This window comes from Streptomyces shenzhenensis (assembly GCF_021462265.1).
GTDB classification, from domain to species: domain Bacteria; phylum Actinomycetota; class Actinomycetes; order Streptomycetales; family Streptomycetaceae; genus Streptomyces; species Streptomyces shenzhenensis.
Genome location: NZ_JAJONF010000010.1, coordinates 118,110 through 133,855 on the forward strand (window position 1 = coordinate 118,110; position 15,746 = coordinate 133,855).

The 15,746-nt window shown below is 72.9% G+C and carries 11 protein-coding genes; 4 read left to right on the forward strand and 7 right to left on the reverse strand.

All coding sequences use genetic code 11. The features are described from left to right. Positions 1 to 144: 144 nt before the first annotated feature. Complete coding sequence (locus LQ326_RS15995) at positions 145 to 1,533, reverse strand: M16 family metallopeptidase (RefSeq protein ID WP_234537098.1); 1,389 nt, start codon at positions 1,531 to 1,533, stop codon at positions 145 to 147. After that, the gene (locus LQ326_RS16000; RefSeq protein ID WP_234537101.1) at positions 1,530 to 2,933 is read right to left on the reverse strand and encodes a M16 family metallopeptidase; all 1,404 of its coding nucleotides are present in this window, start codon (positions 2,931 to 2,933) and stop codon (positions 1,530 to 1,532) included. The genes LQ326_RS15995 and LQ326_RS16000 overlap by 4 nt, the downstream gene beginning before the upstream one ends. Before the next feature lie 278 nt (positions 2,934 to 3,211). Here LQ326_RS16000 and LQ326_RS16005 point away from each other — a divergent pair, with 278 nt between their 5' ends. After that, positions 3,212 to 5,668, forward strand: coding sequence for a DNA gyrase/topoisomerase IV subunit A (locus LQ326_RS16005; RefSeq protein ID WP_234537326.1), 2,457 nt, complete (start codon positions 3,212 to 3,214; stop codon positions 5,666 to 5,668). Here LQ326_RS16005 and LQ326_RS16010 read toward each other — a convergent pair whose 3' ends face one another. From LQ326_RS16010 to LQ326_RS16025, 4 genes are all read right to left on the reverse strand, one after another. Continuing rightward, positions 5,669 to 6,739: a CobW family GTP-binding protein gene (locus LQ326_RS16010; protein ID WP_234537102.1), complete on the reverse strand. Its 1,071-nt coding sequence runs from the start codon at positions 6,737 to 6,739 to the stop codon at positions 5,669 to 5,671. A 310-nt stretch (positions 6,740 to 7,049) separates the two neighbouring features. Then, positions 7,050 to 8,078 carry a LysR family transcriptional regulator gene (locus LQ326_RS16015; protein ID WP_234537105.1) on the reverse strand — a complete coding sequence of 343 codons (1,029 nt, stop codon included), beginning with the start codon at positions 8,076 to 8,078 and terminating at the stop codon, positions 7,050 to 7,052. Beyond that, positions 8,078 to 8,746: a DUF3592 domain-containing protein gene (locus tag LQ326_RS16020; RefSeq protein WP_234537107.1), complete on the reverse strand. Its 669-nt coding sequence runs from the start codon at positions 8,744 to 8,746 to the stop codon at positions 8,078 to 8,080. Before LQ326_RS16020 ends, LQ326_RS16015 begins: the two co-directional genes overlap by 1 nt. A 460-nt stretch (positions 8,747 to 9,206) precedes the next feature. Next, entirely contained in the window at positions 9,207 to 10,244 is a 1,038-nt protein-coding gene (locus tag LQ326_RS16025; RefSeq protein WP_234537110.1) for a sugar phosphate isomerase/epimerase family protein, read from the reverse strand. Between the two features lie 132 nt (positions 10,245 to 10,376). On the opposite strand from LQ326_RS16025, the gene LQ326_RS16030 reads away from it, so the two are divergent. Continuing rightward, entirely contained in the window at positions 10,377 to 11,465 is a 1,089-nt protein-coding gene (locus LQ326_RS16030) for a Gfo/Idh/MocA family protein (RefSeq protein ID WP_234537112.1), read from the forward strand. 150 nt (positions 11,466 to 11,615) lie between these two features. Here LQ326_RS16030 and LQ326_RS16035 read toward each other — a convergent pair whose 3' ends face one another. Further along, complete coding sequence (locus LQ326_RS16035; RefSeq protein WP_234537115.1) at positions 11,616 to 12,914, reverse strand: ROK family protein; 1,299 nt, start codon at positions 12,912 to 12,914, stop codon at positions 11,616 to 11,618. Between the two features lie 439 nt (positions 12,915 to 13,353). Here LQ326_RS16035 and LQ326_RS16040 point away from each other — a divergent pair, with 439 nt between their 5' ends. Both LQ326_RS16040 and LQ326_RS16045 read left to right on the forward strand, forming a co-directional pair. Continuing rightward, a complete protein-coding gene (locus LQ326_RS16040) occupies positions 13,354 to 14,610 on the forward strand; it encodes a citrate synthase (protein ID WP_234537119.1) in 1,257 nt (418 codons plus the stop codon). A gap of 79 nt (positions 14,611 to 14,689) precedes the next feature. Continuing rightward, the gene (locus tag LQ326_RS16045; RefSeq protein WP_234537122.1) at positions 14,690 to 15,634 is read left to right on the forward strand and encodes a ferredoxin family protein; all 945 of its coding nucleotides are present in this window, start codon (positions 14,690 to 14,692) and stop codon (positions 15,632 to 15,634) included. Positions 15,635 to 15,746: the final 112 nt, after the last annotated feature.

Below are 15,746 nucleotides of genomic sequence, written 5' to 3' on the forward strand. Positions count from 1 at the left end.
CGGCTTTTGTAGCGCATCCCACAGGGCAGACAGGCAACCTCCATCCCAATTCGGACATTCGAGAGCCCTGGTGGCCGACGGCCACCAGGGCTCCGCACGCGCGCGTGGAGTTGCGTGACGCCACTCCGCCGCAGTCGCGGGAGACTACTCCGCCGCGACGACCGTGACGCCGCCGATGCCGAGGGCCTCGACGGGCTCCTTGATCTGCGCCGCGTCCCCGACCAGGACGGTCACCAGGCGGTCCACCGGGAAGGCGTTCACGACGGCCGCGGTGGCCTCCACCGTGCCGGTGCCCGCGAGTTGCCGGTAGAGCGTGGCCTGGAAGTCGTCGGGCAGGTGCTGCTCGACCTGGTCGGCCAGGGTGCCCGCGACGGCCGCCGCCGTCTCGTACTTGAGCGGCGCCACCCCGACGAGGTTCTGCACGGCCACGTCGCGCTCGGCGTCGGTGAGTCCCTCGGCGGCGAGCGTCCGCAGCACCGTCCACAGGTCGGTCAGCGCCGGGCCGGTGTTCGGGGTGTCCACGGAGCCGCTGATGGCGAGCATCGAGGCGCCGGTGCCGTCGGGGGCGGACCGCAGGACCTGCCCGAAGGAGCGGACGCCGTAGGTGTAGCCCTTCTCCTCGCGCAGGACGCGGTCCAGACGGGAGGTGAGGGTGCCGCCCAGGCAGTAGGTGCCGAGCACCTGGGCGGGCCAGACGCGGTCGTGCCGGTCGGGGCCGACGCGGCCGATCAGCAGCTGGGTCTGGACGGCGCCGGGGCGGTCCACGATGACGACCCGGCCGGTGTCGTCGGCGGTGACGGCCGGGACCGGCCGGGGCCGGCCGGTGGAGCCGCGCCAGGCGCCCAGGGTCTCGCCGAGCAGCTCGTCGAGGTCGATGCCGGTCAGGTCGCCGACGACGACCGCGGTGGCCGTGACGGGGCGGACGTGCCGGTCGTAGAACGCGCGGACGGCACTCGCGTCGATCTTCTCGACCGTGTCCTCGGTGCCCTGGCGCGGCCGGGACATCCGCGCGGTGGCCGGGAACAGCTCCTTGTAGAGCTCCTTGGCGGCCCGGCGGCTGGGGTTGGCCAGCTCGTGCGGGATCTCGTCGAGGCGGTTGCGGACCAGCCGCTCGACCTCGCTCTCGGCGAAGGCAGGCGCCCTGAGGGCGTCGGAGAGCAGCCCGAGGCCCTTGGCGAGCCGGGAGGCAGGGACCTCCAGGCTGATCCGGACGCCGGGGTGGTCGGCGTGCGCGTCGAGGGTGGCGCCGGCCCGCTCCAGCTCGGCGGCGAACTCCTCGGCGGAGTGCTTGTCGGTGCCCTCGGAGAAGGCACGCGCCATGATCGTGGCGACGCCGTCCAGGCCGGCCGGCTCGGCGTCCAGGGGCGCGTCCAGGAGCACCTCGACGGCGACGACCTGCTGGCCGGGCCGGTGGCAGCGCAGCACGGTCAGGCCGTTGTCCAGGGCGCCGCGCTCGGGGGCGGGGAAGGCCCAGGGCCTGGCCTCGCCGGGCTGCGGCCGGGGGTGGAAGTCCATGGTGGCGAGCTCGGTCACTTGGCCGTCTCCTCGTTCTCGTTGCCGGCCTCTACGGTCGCTTCCTGCTCCGGGTCCTCGCCGCGCCCCGCCTCCTCGGCGTGCTCCGCGGACTCCGCGGACAGCGGCTCGTAGACGAGCACCGCGCGGTTGTCGGGACGCAGGCGGGCCTGGGCGACCTCCTGGACCTCCTCGGGGGTGATCTGGAGGACGCGCTGGACGGCGGTCAGGGCGAGCTGCGGGTCGCCGAACAGGACGGCGAACCGGCACAGTTCGTCGGCGCGGCCCGCGACGGTGCCGAGCCGGTCCAGCCACTCGCGCTCCAACTGGGCCTGGGCGCGCTCCATCTCCTCGGATGTCGGGCCGTCCGCGGCGAACCGGGCGAGCTCCTCGTCGATGGCGGCCTCGATGACCGGCACCTCGACGTCACCGGAGGTCTTCACGTCGAGCCAGCCCAGGGAGGGCGCCCCGGCGAGCCGCAGCAGCCCGAAGCCGGCGGCGACGGCCGTGCGGTCGCGCCGCACCAGGCGGTTGTAGAGCCGGGAGGACTCGCCGCCGCCGAGGACGGTGAGGGCCAGGTCGGCCGCGTCGGACGCGCGCGTGCCGTCCTCCGGGAGCCGGTAGGCGGCCATCAACGCGCGCGCGGGCACCTCCTCCACGACGACCTCGCGCAGCTGCTCGCCCATGATGTCGGGCAGCGAGCCGTCGCGCGGGGTGGGCTTGCCGTCGTGCGCCGGGATGGAACCGAAGTACTTCTCGATCCAGGCGAGCGTCTGCTCCGGGTCGATGTCGCCGACGACCGACAGGACGGCGTTGTTGGGCGCGTAGTAGGTGCGGAAGAACGCGCGTGCGTCCTCCAGGGTGGCCGCGTCCAGATCCGCCATCGAGCCGATCGGCGTGTGGTGGTAGGGGTGGCCCTCCGGGTAGGCGAGCGCGGTCAGCTTCTCGAAGGCGGTGCCGTAGGGGACGTTGTCGTAGCGCTGGCGGCGCTCGTTCTTGACGACGTCCCGCTGGTTCTCCATCGACTCGTCGTCGAGGGCGGCGAGCAGGGAGCCCATGCGGTCGGCCTCCAGCCAGAGGGCGAGCTCCAGCTGATGGGTGGGCATGGTCTCGAAGTAGTTGGTGCGCTCAAAGCTGGTGGTGCCGTTGAGCGAGCCGCCGGCGCCCTGGACGAGCTCGAAGTGGCCGTTGCCCTTCACCTGGGCGGAGCCCTGGAACATCAGGTGCTCGAAAAGGTGAGCCAGGCCGGTACGGCCCTTGACTTCGTGCCGGGAACCGACGTCGTACCAGAGGCAGACCGCCGCGACCGGGGTCAGGTGGTCCTCGGAGAGCACCACGCGCAGACCGTTGGCCAAGCGGTGCTCGGTCGCTGCCAGGCCTCCGGAGCCTGTCTCGGCCGTGGTCGTGTGACCCATGGGCATGTACGTCCCTTCGCTCGCGGAAGCGGTCTCGAACCGCGGTTTTTATGCCGGTCCTGCCACTGTATGCAAGCGTGCGGGGACCCGGCGAAGTTCCCGCACGACGTACGCCCACAGCGGATCGCACGGGCGGATCGCGTAGCCTGCGTCCCACCCGCCCTGTGACGGCTTCCGGCACCGGGGCGGTCCGCGGCGACCGGGCCCTGGCCCGGGTTGTCAGTGCCGCGGTCCACAATGGTCCGCGTCAGATCCGTTCACGCATGAGCAAGGAGCCGGCAGCGATGGCCCGCCGCAGCACGAAGACCCCGCCGCCCGACGACTCGTTCGAGGAGAGGATCCTCGACATCGACGTCGTGGACGAGATGCGCGGCTCCTACCTTGAGTACGCGTACTCGGTCATCTACTCGCGCGCCCTGCCGGACGCCCGCGACGGCCTCAAGCCGGTGCACCGCCGGATCGTCTACCAGATGAACGAGATGGGGCTGCGCCCCGAGCGCGGCTATGTGAAGTGCGCGCGCGTGGTCGGCGAGGTGATGGGCAAGCTGCACCCGCACGGCGACTCGTCGATCTACGACGCGCTGGTGCGCATGGCCCAGCCGTTCTCCATGCGCGTCCCGCTGGTCGACGGCCACGGCAACTTCGGCTCGCTGGGCAACGACGATCCGCCGGCCGCCATGCGGTACACGGAATGCCGGATGGCCGAGGCGACCAGCCTGATGACCGAGTCGATCGACGAGGACACGGTCGACTTCGCGCCCAACTACGACGGCCAGGAACAGGAGCCGGTGGCGCTGCCGGCCGCCTTCCCGAACCTGCTGGTCAACGGCTCGTCGGGGATCGCGGTCGGCATGGCGACGAACATGCCGCCGCACAATCTCGGCGAGGTGATCGCGGCCGCCCGCCACCTGATCCGCTACCCGAACGCGGACCTGGGCGCCCTGATGAAGTACGTCCCGGGCCCCGACCTGCCGACCGGCGGCCGGATCGTCGGCCTGGAGGGCGTCCGGGACGCCTACGAGACGGGCCGCGGCACCTTCAAGATCCGGGCGACGGTGGAGGTGGAGACGGTGACGGCCCGCCGCAAGGGTCTGGTCATCACCGAACTGCCGTTCGCGGTCGGCCCCGAGAAGGTCATCGCCAAGATCAAGGACCTGGTCAACGCCAAGAAGCTGCAGGGCATCGCCGACGTCAAGGACCTCACCGACCGCGAGCACGGACTGCGTCTGGTCGTCGAGATCAAGAACGGGTTCGTGCCGGAGGCGGTCCTGGAGCAGCTCTACAAGCTGACGCCGATGGAGGAGTCCTTCGGCATCAACAACGTGGCGCTGGTGGACGGCCAGCCGCTCACGCTGGGCCTGAAGGAGCTCCTCGAGGTCTACCTGGACCACCGCTTCGACGTGGTCCGCCGGCGCAGCGAGTTCCGCCGCGGCAAGCGCCGCGACCGGCTGCACCTGGTGGAGGGCCTGCTCACCGCCCTCGTCGACATCGACGAGGTGATCCGTCTGATCCGTTCCAGCGAGAACAGCGCACAGGCCAAGGAGCGGCTGATCGGCCGCTTCTCGCTGTCGGAGATCCAGACCCAGTACATCCTCGACACGCCCCTGCGCCGGCTGACCAAGTACGACCGCATCGAGCTGGACGCGGAGAAGGACAAGCTCACCGCGGAGATCGCCGAGCTGACCCGGATCCTGGACTCGGACGCGGAGCTGCGCAAGCTGGTCTCGGCGGAACTGGCCGCGGTGGCGAAGAAGTTCGGCACCGAGCGACGCACGGTCCTGTTGGAGGCGTCGGGCGCCCAGGCGGCCGTGGTACCGCTCCAGGTGGCCGACGACCCGTGCCGGGTGCTGCTGTCCTCGACGGGCCTGCTGGCGCGCACGACGAGCGGCGAGCCGTTCCCGAAGGACACCGACGGCAAGCGCGCCAAGCACGACGTCATCATCTCGGCGGTTCCCGCGACCGCGCGCGGTGAGGTCGGCGCGGTGACCTCGACGGGCCGCCTGCTGCGCATCAACGTCGTCGACCTCCCCCAGCTCCCGGAGACCGCGACCGCCCCGAACCTCGCCGGCGGCGCACCTCTCTCCGAGTTCCTCTCCCTGCAGGACGGCGAGTCGGTGGTCTGCCTGACCACGCTCGACGAGTCCTCGCCGGGTCTCGCCCTCGGCACCGAGCAGGGCGTGGTCAAGCGGGTGGTTCCCGACTACCCGTCCAACAAGGACGAGTTGGAGGTCATCACCCTCAAGGAGGGCGACCGGATCGTCGGCGCGGTGGAGCTGCGCACCGGCGAGGAGGACCTGGTCTTCATCACGGACGACGCGCAACTGCTGCGCTACCAGGCCTCCCAGGTGCGTCCGCAGGGCCGTCCGGCGGGCGGTATGGCGGGCATCAAGCTCACGGAGGGCGCGAAGGTCATCTCCTTCACGGCCGTCGACCCGGCGGCCGACGCGGTGGTCTTCACGGTGGCCGGCTCGCGCGGCACGCTCGACGACTCGGTGCAGACCACGGCCAAACTGACCCCGTTCGACCAGTACCCGCGCAAGGGCCGGGCCACCGGTGGCGTGCGCTGCCAGCGGTTCCTGAAGGGCGAGGACTGTCTGGCCTTCGCCTGGGCGGGCCCGGTCCCGGCGAAGGCGGCCCAGAAGACCGGCACCCCGGCCGACCTCCCGGAGATCGACCCGCGCCGCGACGGCTCCGGCGTGTCGCTCCCGAAGACGGTGTCGGTGGTGGCGGGGCCGGTGTAGCTAGGCCTCGTCCCCGTCGTCAGGGCCTTCCGCCAGGCCCGGTACGTAGCGCAGGACGCCCCACATGCCGTGTTCGTCGGTGTGCGGGGCGTCGTCCGCGCACGCCTCCAGTTCCTTGCGCAGCGCGGCCGCGTCGATGCCGGAGCCGATCAGCACGAGTTGCGTGCGCCGCTCCTCGCCAGGCCCCCAGGCCTCGGGGTAGAACCGCAGAAACCGGCCCACGGCATGCACGGCGTACCGGTTGCCCGTGTCGTAGGGGCCGAAGTCGACGTACCCCTTGATCCGGTAGAGCCCCTCGGGCCGGCCGTCGAGGAAGGCCATCAGCCGGCGGGGGTCGAGGGGCAGCCCGGAGGCGAAGGACAGGCTGTCGTAGGCGGTGTGCAGGTGTCCCTCGTGCGTGCCGTCGTCGTGGCGGTCGTGCAGGTCGTCGAAGGACAGCTGTCCGATGCGTTCCCCGCCAGGCCGGCAGTCGAACAGGAACTCGGGGTCGATACGGCCGTAGATCGCGGGCACGACGGCGGCGCCGCGGTCGCTGAGCGACCGCACGACGCCGAGGACGCCCTCGCCGCCCGCCGCGGCCCGGTCGAGCTTGTTGACGACGACCAGGTCGGCGAGGGCGAGATGGCGGTCGATCTCGGGGTGCTTCGCGCGCGTACCGTCGAACTCGGCGGCGTCGACGACCTCGACGAGGCCGCCGTAGACGATCCCGGGAAGCTCGCTGGCGAGCAGCATGCGGACGAGTTCCTGAGGTTCGGCGAGACCGCTGGCCTCGATCACGATGACGTCGACACCCGTGGCGGGGCACGCGAGCCGCTCCAGGTAGACGTCCAGCTCACTGGCGTCGACGGCACAGCACAGGCAACCGTTGCCGAGCGAGACGGTCGAGTCGCCGAGGGCCCCGGCCACGGCCATCGCGTCGATCTCGATGGCTCCGAAGTCGTTGACGATCGCCCCGATCCGGCTGCCCCCGCTGCGGTGCAGCAGGTGATTGAGGAGTGTGGTCTTCCCGGCCCCCAGGAATCCGGCGAGGACGACTACCGGGATCTGCCGGGAGGTGGGGCGCTGCTCCAACGGGGGGCCTCTTTCGGACGGGAGGGTGGTGGCGGGCCGGTCCAGGATAGGAAACGGCCGGGCCACCCGCCGTGCCCCGTTCCGTTCGGGCGATGACGACCTCACCCGCCTCCGGCCGCGGCCCCGCGTACCGGGCCACCGCGCCACCGCGCCACCACACCGCCGCGCCACCACGCCACCGAGCCACCGGGCCACCGGGCTCCGGTGAACTCGGCGCGGGGCCGCCGAAGTCCTGGGTGATCACGGAGCATCCGGACCGGACCCGCAGAACCTCCGCTCGCACCCGGTGGGAGCTCGGAAGGACGGGGTTTCAGACGCTCGGGTCGATCAGTTTGTAGACGCGGGGCTCGCCGGCGGTCAGGCCGCGGGAGGCGAGGAACTCGGCGGTGCACAGCAGTGCGGACTGCAAGGCATCCGCCGCGGCCTCGGCCGCGGGGACCGGTGCGCCTGCGCCGCTGCGGCGCAGTGAACGGACCAGGTAGTCGCCCGGGACGGGCAGGGCGGTGATTCCGCCGTGGGTGATCTGTTCGGCGGCATGCGCCGGCAGGATCGCCGGGCCGAGCCGGGCGGCGAGCATGCTGTAGACGGCGAACCGGTAGGCGGCGACGTGCTGCACCGACGGCGCGATGCCGTGCGCCGCGGCGAGCCGCTGGAACGCCAGGTCACGCGGTGAGCCCCCGGGGGCGCCGATCCACGGTCGCCCGGTCAGCTCGGCCGGGCTGCCGGGTGTCTCCCAGCCGTCCGGGAGCACCAAGCGGTACTCGTCCCGCAGCATCACCTGCGCGGTGACCCCCGGCGGGAGCGGGGTCGGGGCCGCACTGTCGTCCTCGATCACCAGGACGTCGAACTCACCCAGCCGCAGCGCTCGCAGCCCGTCCTCTCGGTCGGTCTCGACGAGCCGGGGGGTGATCGCCGGGTGGCTTTCGGCGAGGAAACGGAGCGTGGTGGTGGCGAAGTAGGTGATGGCCGGCCCGGGCACCCCGATGGTGACCGGGCCTGACGCTTGGCCGGTCAGGGCCTGCAGTTCGCGGGCGGCGTCGGCCAGTACGTCACCGACGCGGCCGCCGTGCTCCGCCAGTAGCCGTCCGGCCGCGGTCAGTTCGGTCCGCCCGCCGCTGCGGTCGACCAGCGGCACGCCGGCCTCCTGTTCCAGTCGCTGCAACTGCTGCGACACCGCAGACGCCGTGTGCCCAAGCGCACGGGCGGCAGCGGCCACGCCGCCGCTTTCGGCGATGTGACGCAGGATCAGCAAGCGTTTCGGATCGAGCCGCACTCCGCCCCCACTCACCGCGGCCTCCACCACCCTGTCGTGCCCATTCTCGCAGCCGGACCGCCTCATCACTCGTCCAGGCCGGATTCCGCGCTCCACGTCATCAGGGCGGCCACGAGCGAACCGAAAGCACCGACCGCGACGCCGAGCCACGACGCCCAGTAGCTGCGGGTGACCAGGGCCGGGTGGTCGGGGTGGGCCGGATCGATGCGAACGGTGACGCGGTGTCCGTCCGGCCATACCCGGGCCGCGGTGTCCTGGGAGCTGTACGCGTGGTCGCCGGCGACCCAGCGGTAGGTGCACCGATTGCCGGCGTCGCCTCGGTTCACGCAGTGCGAGACGGTCGCCGTGACCTTGAGGGTGGCGCGCCGGTCGAGCGCATGGGCGTGGAAGAAGTAGCTCAGGCAGAACGCGAGGGTCGCCGCGAAGGCCCAGAGAAGGAGGGTGCTGATCAGCAAGGCGAAGATCTCCCCTCCTCGGCCGATGGCCGGCCCGGAACCGAGGACGGTGCGCGGCAGCCCGGCGATCAGGCCGACCGCGCCCGCCGCCGCGGCCACGGTCCAGCCGTCGACGGCCATGGGGGTTGCCCACCCGGCGGTCACCGCCACACCCAGCGCCACGACCACCACGAGGGTTGCGGTGCGCATCACGACCCGGGCGGCGCCCCGCACCGTGTCCGCGCGGAGTTCGGATCGGCGATAACCCCGGGCGCCGATTTCGTCCTGAATCCTCGTCATGACCCGAGCGTCGCAGCGGCGCCGCCATCGGACCAGCAAGCTCGGCTTGCCCCTGGCTTCAGCTCCGCTTACCGGATCCGCCGAGCTCCGGGATGAGCGGCGCGATCACAAGCACGCAGGTCCGGCGCCGTTTCCCGGGGCAGGGCTGATCCGTTGCCCCGGGAAGCCGTAGCCGATCCGGGGCGAGGCCCGTCCGCTCGGGGAACCACACCCTCGACCGGACACGACGGTTCCGGTGGCGCGGTGCGGGCGACGGGCGCCTGCACACCGACGGCGTTGCCCGCAAAGCCCTCCGGCCCCGGCCCGGCCTCCGCCGGCAGGGAGCGCACCGGGTCGACGACGACCGCGGGACTGCTGCCCTCCCCCCTTCGACGGCGGATCGCGCCGCGCCCCAGGCGCCCGCGCCCGCGCCCGTGGCCGGTGCCGGGCCCGGTGCCGGGTGCGCGGCTGCCGGCCGGGATCACTGGTTGCTGAACGCCGAGTCGAACGCGGCCTTCGGCAGCGGCCACAGCGCGGAGCGGATGCGGCCGACGGCCTCGGCCGCGCCGTGCAGCCGGTCCATGCCCGCGTCCTCCCACTCCACCGAGACCGGGCCGTCGTAACCGATGGCGGCCAGGGCGCGGAAGGCGTCCTCCCAGGGCATGTCGCCGTGACCGACGGAGACGAAGTCCCAGCGTCGGCGCGGGTCGCCCCAGGGCAGGTGCGAGCCGAGGATCCCGGCACGTCCCGACGGCGGCCGCAGGCGGGTGTCCTTGCAGTCGACGTGGTAGATGCGATCGGCGAAGTCCGTGATGAAGCCGACGGGGTCGACGCCCTGCCAGATCATGTGCGAGGGGTCCCAGTTGAAGCCGAAGGCCGGACGGCGGCCGATCGCTTCGAGAGCGCGCTCGCTGGTCCAGTAGTCGTAGGCGATCTCGGACGGGTGGACCTCGTGGGCGAAACGCACGCCCTCGGCGTCGAAGACGTCGAGAATCGGGTTCCAGCGGCGCGCGAAGTCCTCGTAGCCCTCGTCGATCACCGCCTGGGAGACCGGCGGGAACATCGCCACGTACTTCCAGATCTTGGATCCGGTGAACCCCACGACGGTGCCGGCGCCGAGCCTGCGGGCGACACGGGCGGCGCGCTTCATGTCCTCGGCGGCGCGCTGCCGGACACCCTCCGGGTCGCCGGCGCCCCAGACCTCCGGGCGCAGGATCGCCTGGTGCCGGAAGTCGATCGGGTCGTCACACACGGCCTGGCCGCCGAGGTGGTGGGAGATCGCCCAGACCTTCAGTCCGTAGCGCTCCAGAATCGCCTGCCGCTCGGGCAGGTAGTCGGGGTCCGTCTCGGCGCGGGCCAGGTCCAGGTGGTCGCCGGAGGCCGCGATCTCCAGCCCGTCGTAGCCCCACTCGCTCGCCAGTCGCGCCACCTCCTCGAACGGCAGATCCGCCCACTGGCCGGTGAAGAGGGTGACCGGCTGCCGGGCCGGTTCCTGGCTCTGTGCCTGGCTCTGGTTCATCTGCAGCCTCCTTGGCGTTCCGGACACTTTAGCTTACCGTGAGCGAAAGTCGACCTCTCGGAATTCATCACTCCCGAGTTTTTCGATCTGTTCACGCGTTAACTCCGCCAGAGGAGAGAAGAGGTGCGTGTCATGCGCGTCGGTGTCATCGGTACCGGCTTCATGGGGGCCGTGCACACCCGGTCCGCGCTCGTGGCGGGCGGTGAGGTGGTGGGCGTGGTCGGGTCGACGCCCGGCAAGGGCCGCCGCGCCGCCGCGGAGTTCGGGGCGGGCCGCGGTTTCGACTCGGTCGAGGACCTGCTGCGGCACGGGGTGGACGTGCTGCACGTGTGCACGCCCAACGCCACGCACGCCGGGTTCTGCCGTGCGGCCCTCGCCGCCGGTGTCCCGGTCGTCTGTGAGAAACCGCTGGCCACCGATCCCGCGACCGCCCGTGAACTCACCTCGCTGGCGGCCGAGCGCGGGCTGGTCACCGCCGTGCCCTTCGTGTACCGGTACTACGCGTCCGTGCGTGAGGCACGCGACCGTATCCGGCGGCCGGGGCATCGGCCCCCGTGGCTGATCCACGGCAGCTATCTGCAGGACTGGCTCGCCGACGCCGGGGCCACCAACTGGCGGGTCGACCCGGCGGACGGCGGGGCCACGCGCGCGTTCGGGGACATCGGCGTCCACTGGTGCGATCTCGCCGAGTTCGTGACCGGACAGCGGATCACCCGGGTGAACGCGTCCTTCGCCCGCGCGGTGGCGGCCCGGCCGGCGGCGGACGGCACCCCGCGCCCCGTCGAGACCGAGGACGGCGCGGTCGTACTCCTCGAAACCGACACCGGCGCGATCGGATCGGTGGTGGTCAGCCAGGTCTCCGCCGGGTACAAGAACGCGCTGTCGTTCTCCTTCGACGGGCCGGACGCCAGCTACGCGTTCCGCCAGGAGACCCCGGAGTCGCTGTGGATCGGCGGCCGGAACTCCAACGAGGTGCTGCTGCGCGACCCGAACCGGTCCGGGGCGCCCACCGGGCGGGCGGCCCGCCTGCCGTCCGGGCATCCGCAGGGGTACTACGAGGCCTTCGCCGACTTCGTCGCCGACGCCTACGCCGCGATCGGCGGCGAACAGGTCACCGGCATGCCGTCCTTCGCCGACGGGCTGCGCGCGGCCGAGATCGCCCAGGCGGTCGTCGACTCGGCGCGCGGCGGCGGCTGGGTCGACGTCCCGGCGGCCGGGTGAGCGATCCGCTCCGCGCAGGCGTCGACTGCCCGCCCCCGTCGACCGTCCGTACCGCGGACCACCTGGCCGTTACCGGATGCTCCTGGTCAGGTCCGGTCAAGGAGGAGTGCTCCGTGCCGGCCCGCCGCACCGGCAGCGTCATAGAAGCTGTTACCGGGCCCCCGCCAGCGGCGCGTCGAGAGAGAGCGGGTCGGTGGACTCGCCGGTGCGTGCGCGGATCCCGCGGGGGTTGCCGTGCGGGATCCACTGGTCGAGCAGCTCCGGGTGCAACAGCTCGTCGATGGCCAGGGTCGCCGCTCCGACGACTCCCTCGGAGCGGTCGGGGGGGACCTGGGCGATGACGAGTTCGTCGGTGGCCAGCGGCAGCGACCGTCTGGCCACCACCTCCGCGACGGGGTCCCGGAACACGTCGCCCGCCTGCGCCAGCACGCCGGCGAGGTAGACCGTCGACGGGTTGAAGACGCTGACGAGCGTCGCCAACTGCCCGCCGACCAGCTCACCCGCCCTGCTGACGAGCTCGGTGCTGACCCGGTCGCCGGCCCGGCAGCCGTCGAGCACGTCGGTGACGGCCAGCCGCGCGTCCCGGCGCTCCGCGCTCTCCAGGCGTGCGGCCAGGAAGGGGCTTCGCCCCTCCAGGGCCGCGGTGCGTGCGTCACGGGTGAGGGCCCAGCCGCCCGCGAACGCTTCGAGGCACCCGAACTTGCCGCACCGGCACCGGTGGCGGGACTCCTCGGCGACGATCGTGTGCCCGAGGTCACCGGCCGCGCCACGCGCTCCCCGGTGCAACCGCCCCCTGGACATCAGGCCCAGCCCGATCCCGGTGCTCGCCTTGACGAGCAGGATGTTGTCACCGGCGGCCGCCCGGGTCCGGCTCCAGGCGCCCAGCGCCATCAGGTTGGCGTCGTTGTCGACCCAGGCCGGCACGCCGTAGTGGGCTTCGAGGCGGTCCCGGAGCGGAAAGCCGTGCCAGCCGGCCATGATGGGCGGCCGCACCGGCGTCCCGCGCGCGAAGTCGACCGGCCCGGGAACGCCCACGCACACCCCCCACAGGCGTTCGCGCAGCTCCTGGCTGAGCAGCAGCCCCGCCACCTCGACCAGGGTGGCCAGGGACGACTCGGGGCCCGACTCGATGTCCCATGGCACCCGCCGGTCCGCGAGCACGGTCCCGTCGAGGCCGGTCACCGCCGCGTGCAGATGGGTGGCGCCGAACACCGCGCCGAGGACGACACCGCGGTCGGACGCGATGCGCAGGATGCGGGAGGGCCGCCCGCCGGTGGAGGGGGCCGGCTCGCCCTCGGCCACCAGGCCGAGGCGGATCGCGTGGTCCACCCGCTGCGTGATGACCGTCCGGCCCAGACCGGTCTGCCGGCCGAGGTCGGGCCTGGTCACGGCCGTTCCGCTCCTGATCAGACTCAGGACCAGGGAGAGGGTACGGGTGTGGTCGGTCATGCAGTGAGCTTATGGTCCCGGCGCCCGCGGTCGTCGCCGACAGCCGGGACGGGAGGGCCCACCGGCGTGGCACCGCGCGTAGCCGACCGCGGACCGGGCGCAGCCGCCATGGGCGCCGGTGTCCACAGCACGGCGCGGCCCGGTCGACGAGGCCGCCCCGCCCGACTGGAGGGCCGCACGGGGCCCGTCACCCCTGTTCCCGGCGGCCTCGGCCCGGTCGGTCGCCGTACGGCCGGTCGACCGGCACCTTGCTCGCGGCGCACCGGGACCGCCTTGCAGCGCGTTGACCTGCCCGTCACCGCAAGCATTGATCCGCCCGTCCATCCCATCATTGACCCGTCGGTCCACCGCAAGCATTGACCCGTCGGTCCATATGCGGAGCCAACCCGCATCAACATTGATCGAGTCAATCCATGCCGAAACGGCTACCGTGACGCCCATGCGCGATCAACACCCCGCTCCCGGAAGTCCCGCGCGGCGGCTGAGCACCCGGGAGACCGCCGAACTGCTCGGCGTGAAGCCCGAGACCGTGTACGCCTACGTGAGCCGGGGCCAGCTCAGCAGCAGACGCGAGCCCGGAGGCCGCGCCAGCACCTTCGACGCCGGGGAGGTGGAGGCGCTGGCCCGGCGCAACCGGCGGGAGGCCGCCGGGAGTCCCGGCTCCGGCGGTGATCTGTCGGTGCGCACCCGGATCACCCTGATCGACGAGGACCGGTACTTCTTCCGGGGCGTCGACGCCACGGAACTCGCCGCACACCACTCCTACGAGGAGGTGGCCGAGTGGCTGTGGACGGGCCGCATGACCCGGGGTGTGACCTTCACCGCGCCGCCCGCCACCGTCGCGGTCGCCCGCCGGGCCGTCGACGCGCTGCCCGAGCACACCTCGACCACCGACCGGCTGCGGGTCGCCACGATCGCCGCGGCCGCCGAGGACCCACTGCGCTTCGACCTGTCCGAGGAGTCCGTTCTCGGCGCCGCGCGCGTGCTGATCCCCACGCTCGTCGCCGCGCTCCCCGGGCGGCGCCGGCGGGGGCACGACGACGGCCCGCTGGCCCACCGCCTGTGGGACAGGCTGACCGGCATCGAACCCGGCGACGCCGCGCTGCGCTGTCTGGACACCGCGCTCGCGCTGCTCGTCGACCACGACCTGGCCGCCTCCACCCTCGCGGTCCGGGTCGCCGCCTCCGCGCGCGCCCACGCGTACGCGGCCGTGTCGGCCGGGCTCGGCGTGCTCGAGGGCCCCCTGCACGGCGCTTCCAGCGGCCTCGCCCACCGGATGCTGCTCGACGTCCTCGACCAGGGCAGCGCCGCCACGGTGATCGCGGACGAGCTCCGCGCGGGCCGCCGTATCCCCGGTCTCGGCCACCGCCTCTACCAGGGCGAGGACCCACGCGCGCGTGTCCTGTTCGCGCTGCTGGAGGAGGTCCCCCACGCGGAGCCCGCGCTGCTCGCGGCCCGGGACATCGTCGCCACGACCGCCCGGCACACTCCGCTGCACGCCAACGTGGACCTGGCGCTCGCCGTGTTCACGGCCTCCTGCGGCATGCCCGCCAGCGCGGGCGAGACCGTCTTCGCCGTCGCCCGTACGGCGGGCTGGATCGCCCACGCCCTGGAGGAGTACGGCGAACGCCCGCTGCGCATGCGTCCCAGCGGCCACTACGTCGGCCCGAAACCGCCACAGCCCCTGCCGGAATGACCCCTTCGGCACCCCTTCGGAGGCGCGGACGGGCGACGCCGGAAGTCACCCCGGGCGAAGTCAGGTTAGGCTCACCTCTGTGAGTAGGTGCGCAACCGTCTCCCGGATGCTCGACGAGCCTGTTTCCGGTACCGCCGCCACCGCGACGACGTGGCTGCTCCTGGAGCAACCCGGCCCGTGGGGTCCCAAGGCGCTGACTTCGAGCCATCTGGACCCCGCGCTGGGCCGCGCCCTGGAGACCGCCGCCCAGGGGACGGGCGTACGGATCGCCCTGATCCGCCGCCCCGGCCGCCACGCCGACCCCGGCACCCCCGCCGTACGGCAGGTGTACGTCGCCCACACGGTTCCCGGGAACGTCTGGCTGCACAGCGCCACCACCCGTGATCCGCACCGGCTGCTCGGTCTCGACTTCGCGGCGCTCGGCGCGGGCGACCCCCGCTCGTTCGGCGTGGCGCTCGACGGCAGGCCGCACCGGGGCGGCCCGCTCGCGCTCGTCTGCACCAACGGCAGGCGGGACCGCTGCTGCGCCCTGCTGGGCCGCCCGCTCGCCGCCGAACTGGCGGCGTCCGGGACACCGGGCACCTGGGAGGTCACCCATCTGGGTGGTCATCGCTTCTCGCCGACGGTGCTCGTCCTGCCCTACGGCTACGCGTACGGCCGCGCCGAGGCTCATGCCGTCAAGGACGTCCTGCACGGGATCCAGCAGGGCCGTGTGGTGCTGGACGGCTGCCGCGGCTGCTCCGCCTGGGAACGGCCCGGCCAGGCGGCCGAACTGGCCGTGCGGGAGGCGGTGGGCGAGTACACCGCGGGCGTGCTGAGCGTCGTACGGACCGAGGGCGCGGCCCCGCGCTGGGAGGTCACCGTCGCCCACGCCGACGGCCGCCGCTGGCGGGTCCGCGTGGCCCAGGGCGCCGCGCTGCCGCCGCGCCCGGAGAGCTGCGGGGTGTCGGTGCTGGGGTCGCCGGCCCGGATGGACGTGGTCTCGCTGCGGGAGCTGCGGACGGCGACGGCCCTGGCGAGCTGACCCGGAATTCCCGGGCTCCTTCGGGTCCACGGGTTCCCGAGGGCTCCTCAGGAACTGGAGGAACTGGTCGGGAGATCCACGCCACACCCCCTTAAGCCCCGCGCACCCGCGC

Bases quoted from the DNA above. Each gene is read 5' to 3' on its own strand.
- LQ326_RS16015 (WP_234537105.1), bottom strand. From the start codon at position 8,078: ATGAGGCGGTCCGGCTGCGAGAATGGGCACGACAGGGTGGTGGAGGCC.
- LQ326_RS16020 (WP_234537107.1), bottom strand. From the start codon at position 8,746: ATGACGAGGATTCAGGACGAAATCGGCGCCCGGGGTTATCGCCGATCC.
- LQ326_RS16040 (WP_234537119.1), top strand. From the start codon at position 13,354: ATGCGCGATCAACACCCCGCTCCCGGAAGTCCCGCGCGGCGGCTGAGC.
- LQ326_RS16000 (WP_234537101.1), bottom strand. From the start codon at position 2,933: ATGCCCATGGGTCACACGACCACGGCCGAGACAGGCTCCGGAGGCCTG.
- LQ326_RS16025 (WP_234537110.1), bottom strand. From the start codon at position 10,244: ATGAACCAGAGCCAGGCACAGAGCCAGGAACCGGCCCGGCAGCCGGTC.
- LQ326_RS16035 (WP_234537115.1), bottom strand. From the start codon at position 12,914: ATGACCGACCACACCCGTACCCTCTCCCTGGTCCTGAGTCTGATCAGG.
- LQ326_RS16005 (WP_234537326.1), top strand. From the start codon at position 3,212: ATGGCCCGCCGCAGCACGAAGACCCCGCCGCCCGACGACTCGTTCGAG.
- LQ326_RS16030 (WP_234537112.1), top strand. From the start codon at position 10,377: ATGCGCGTCGGTGTCATCGGTACCGGCTTCATGGGGGCCGTGCACACC.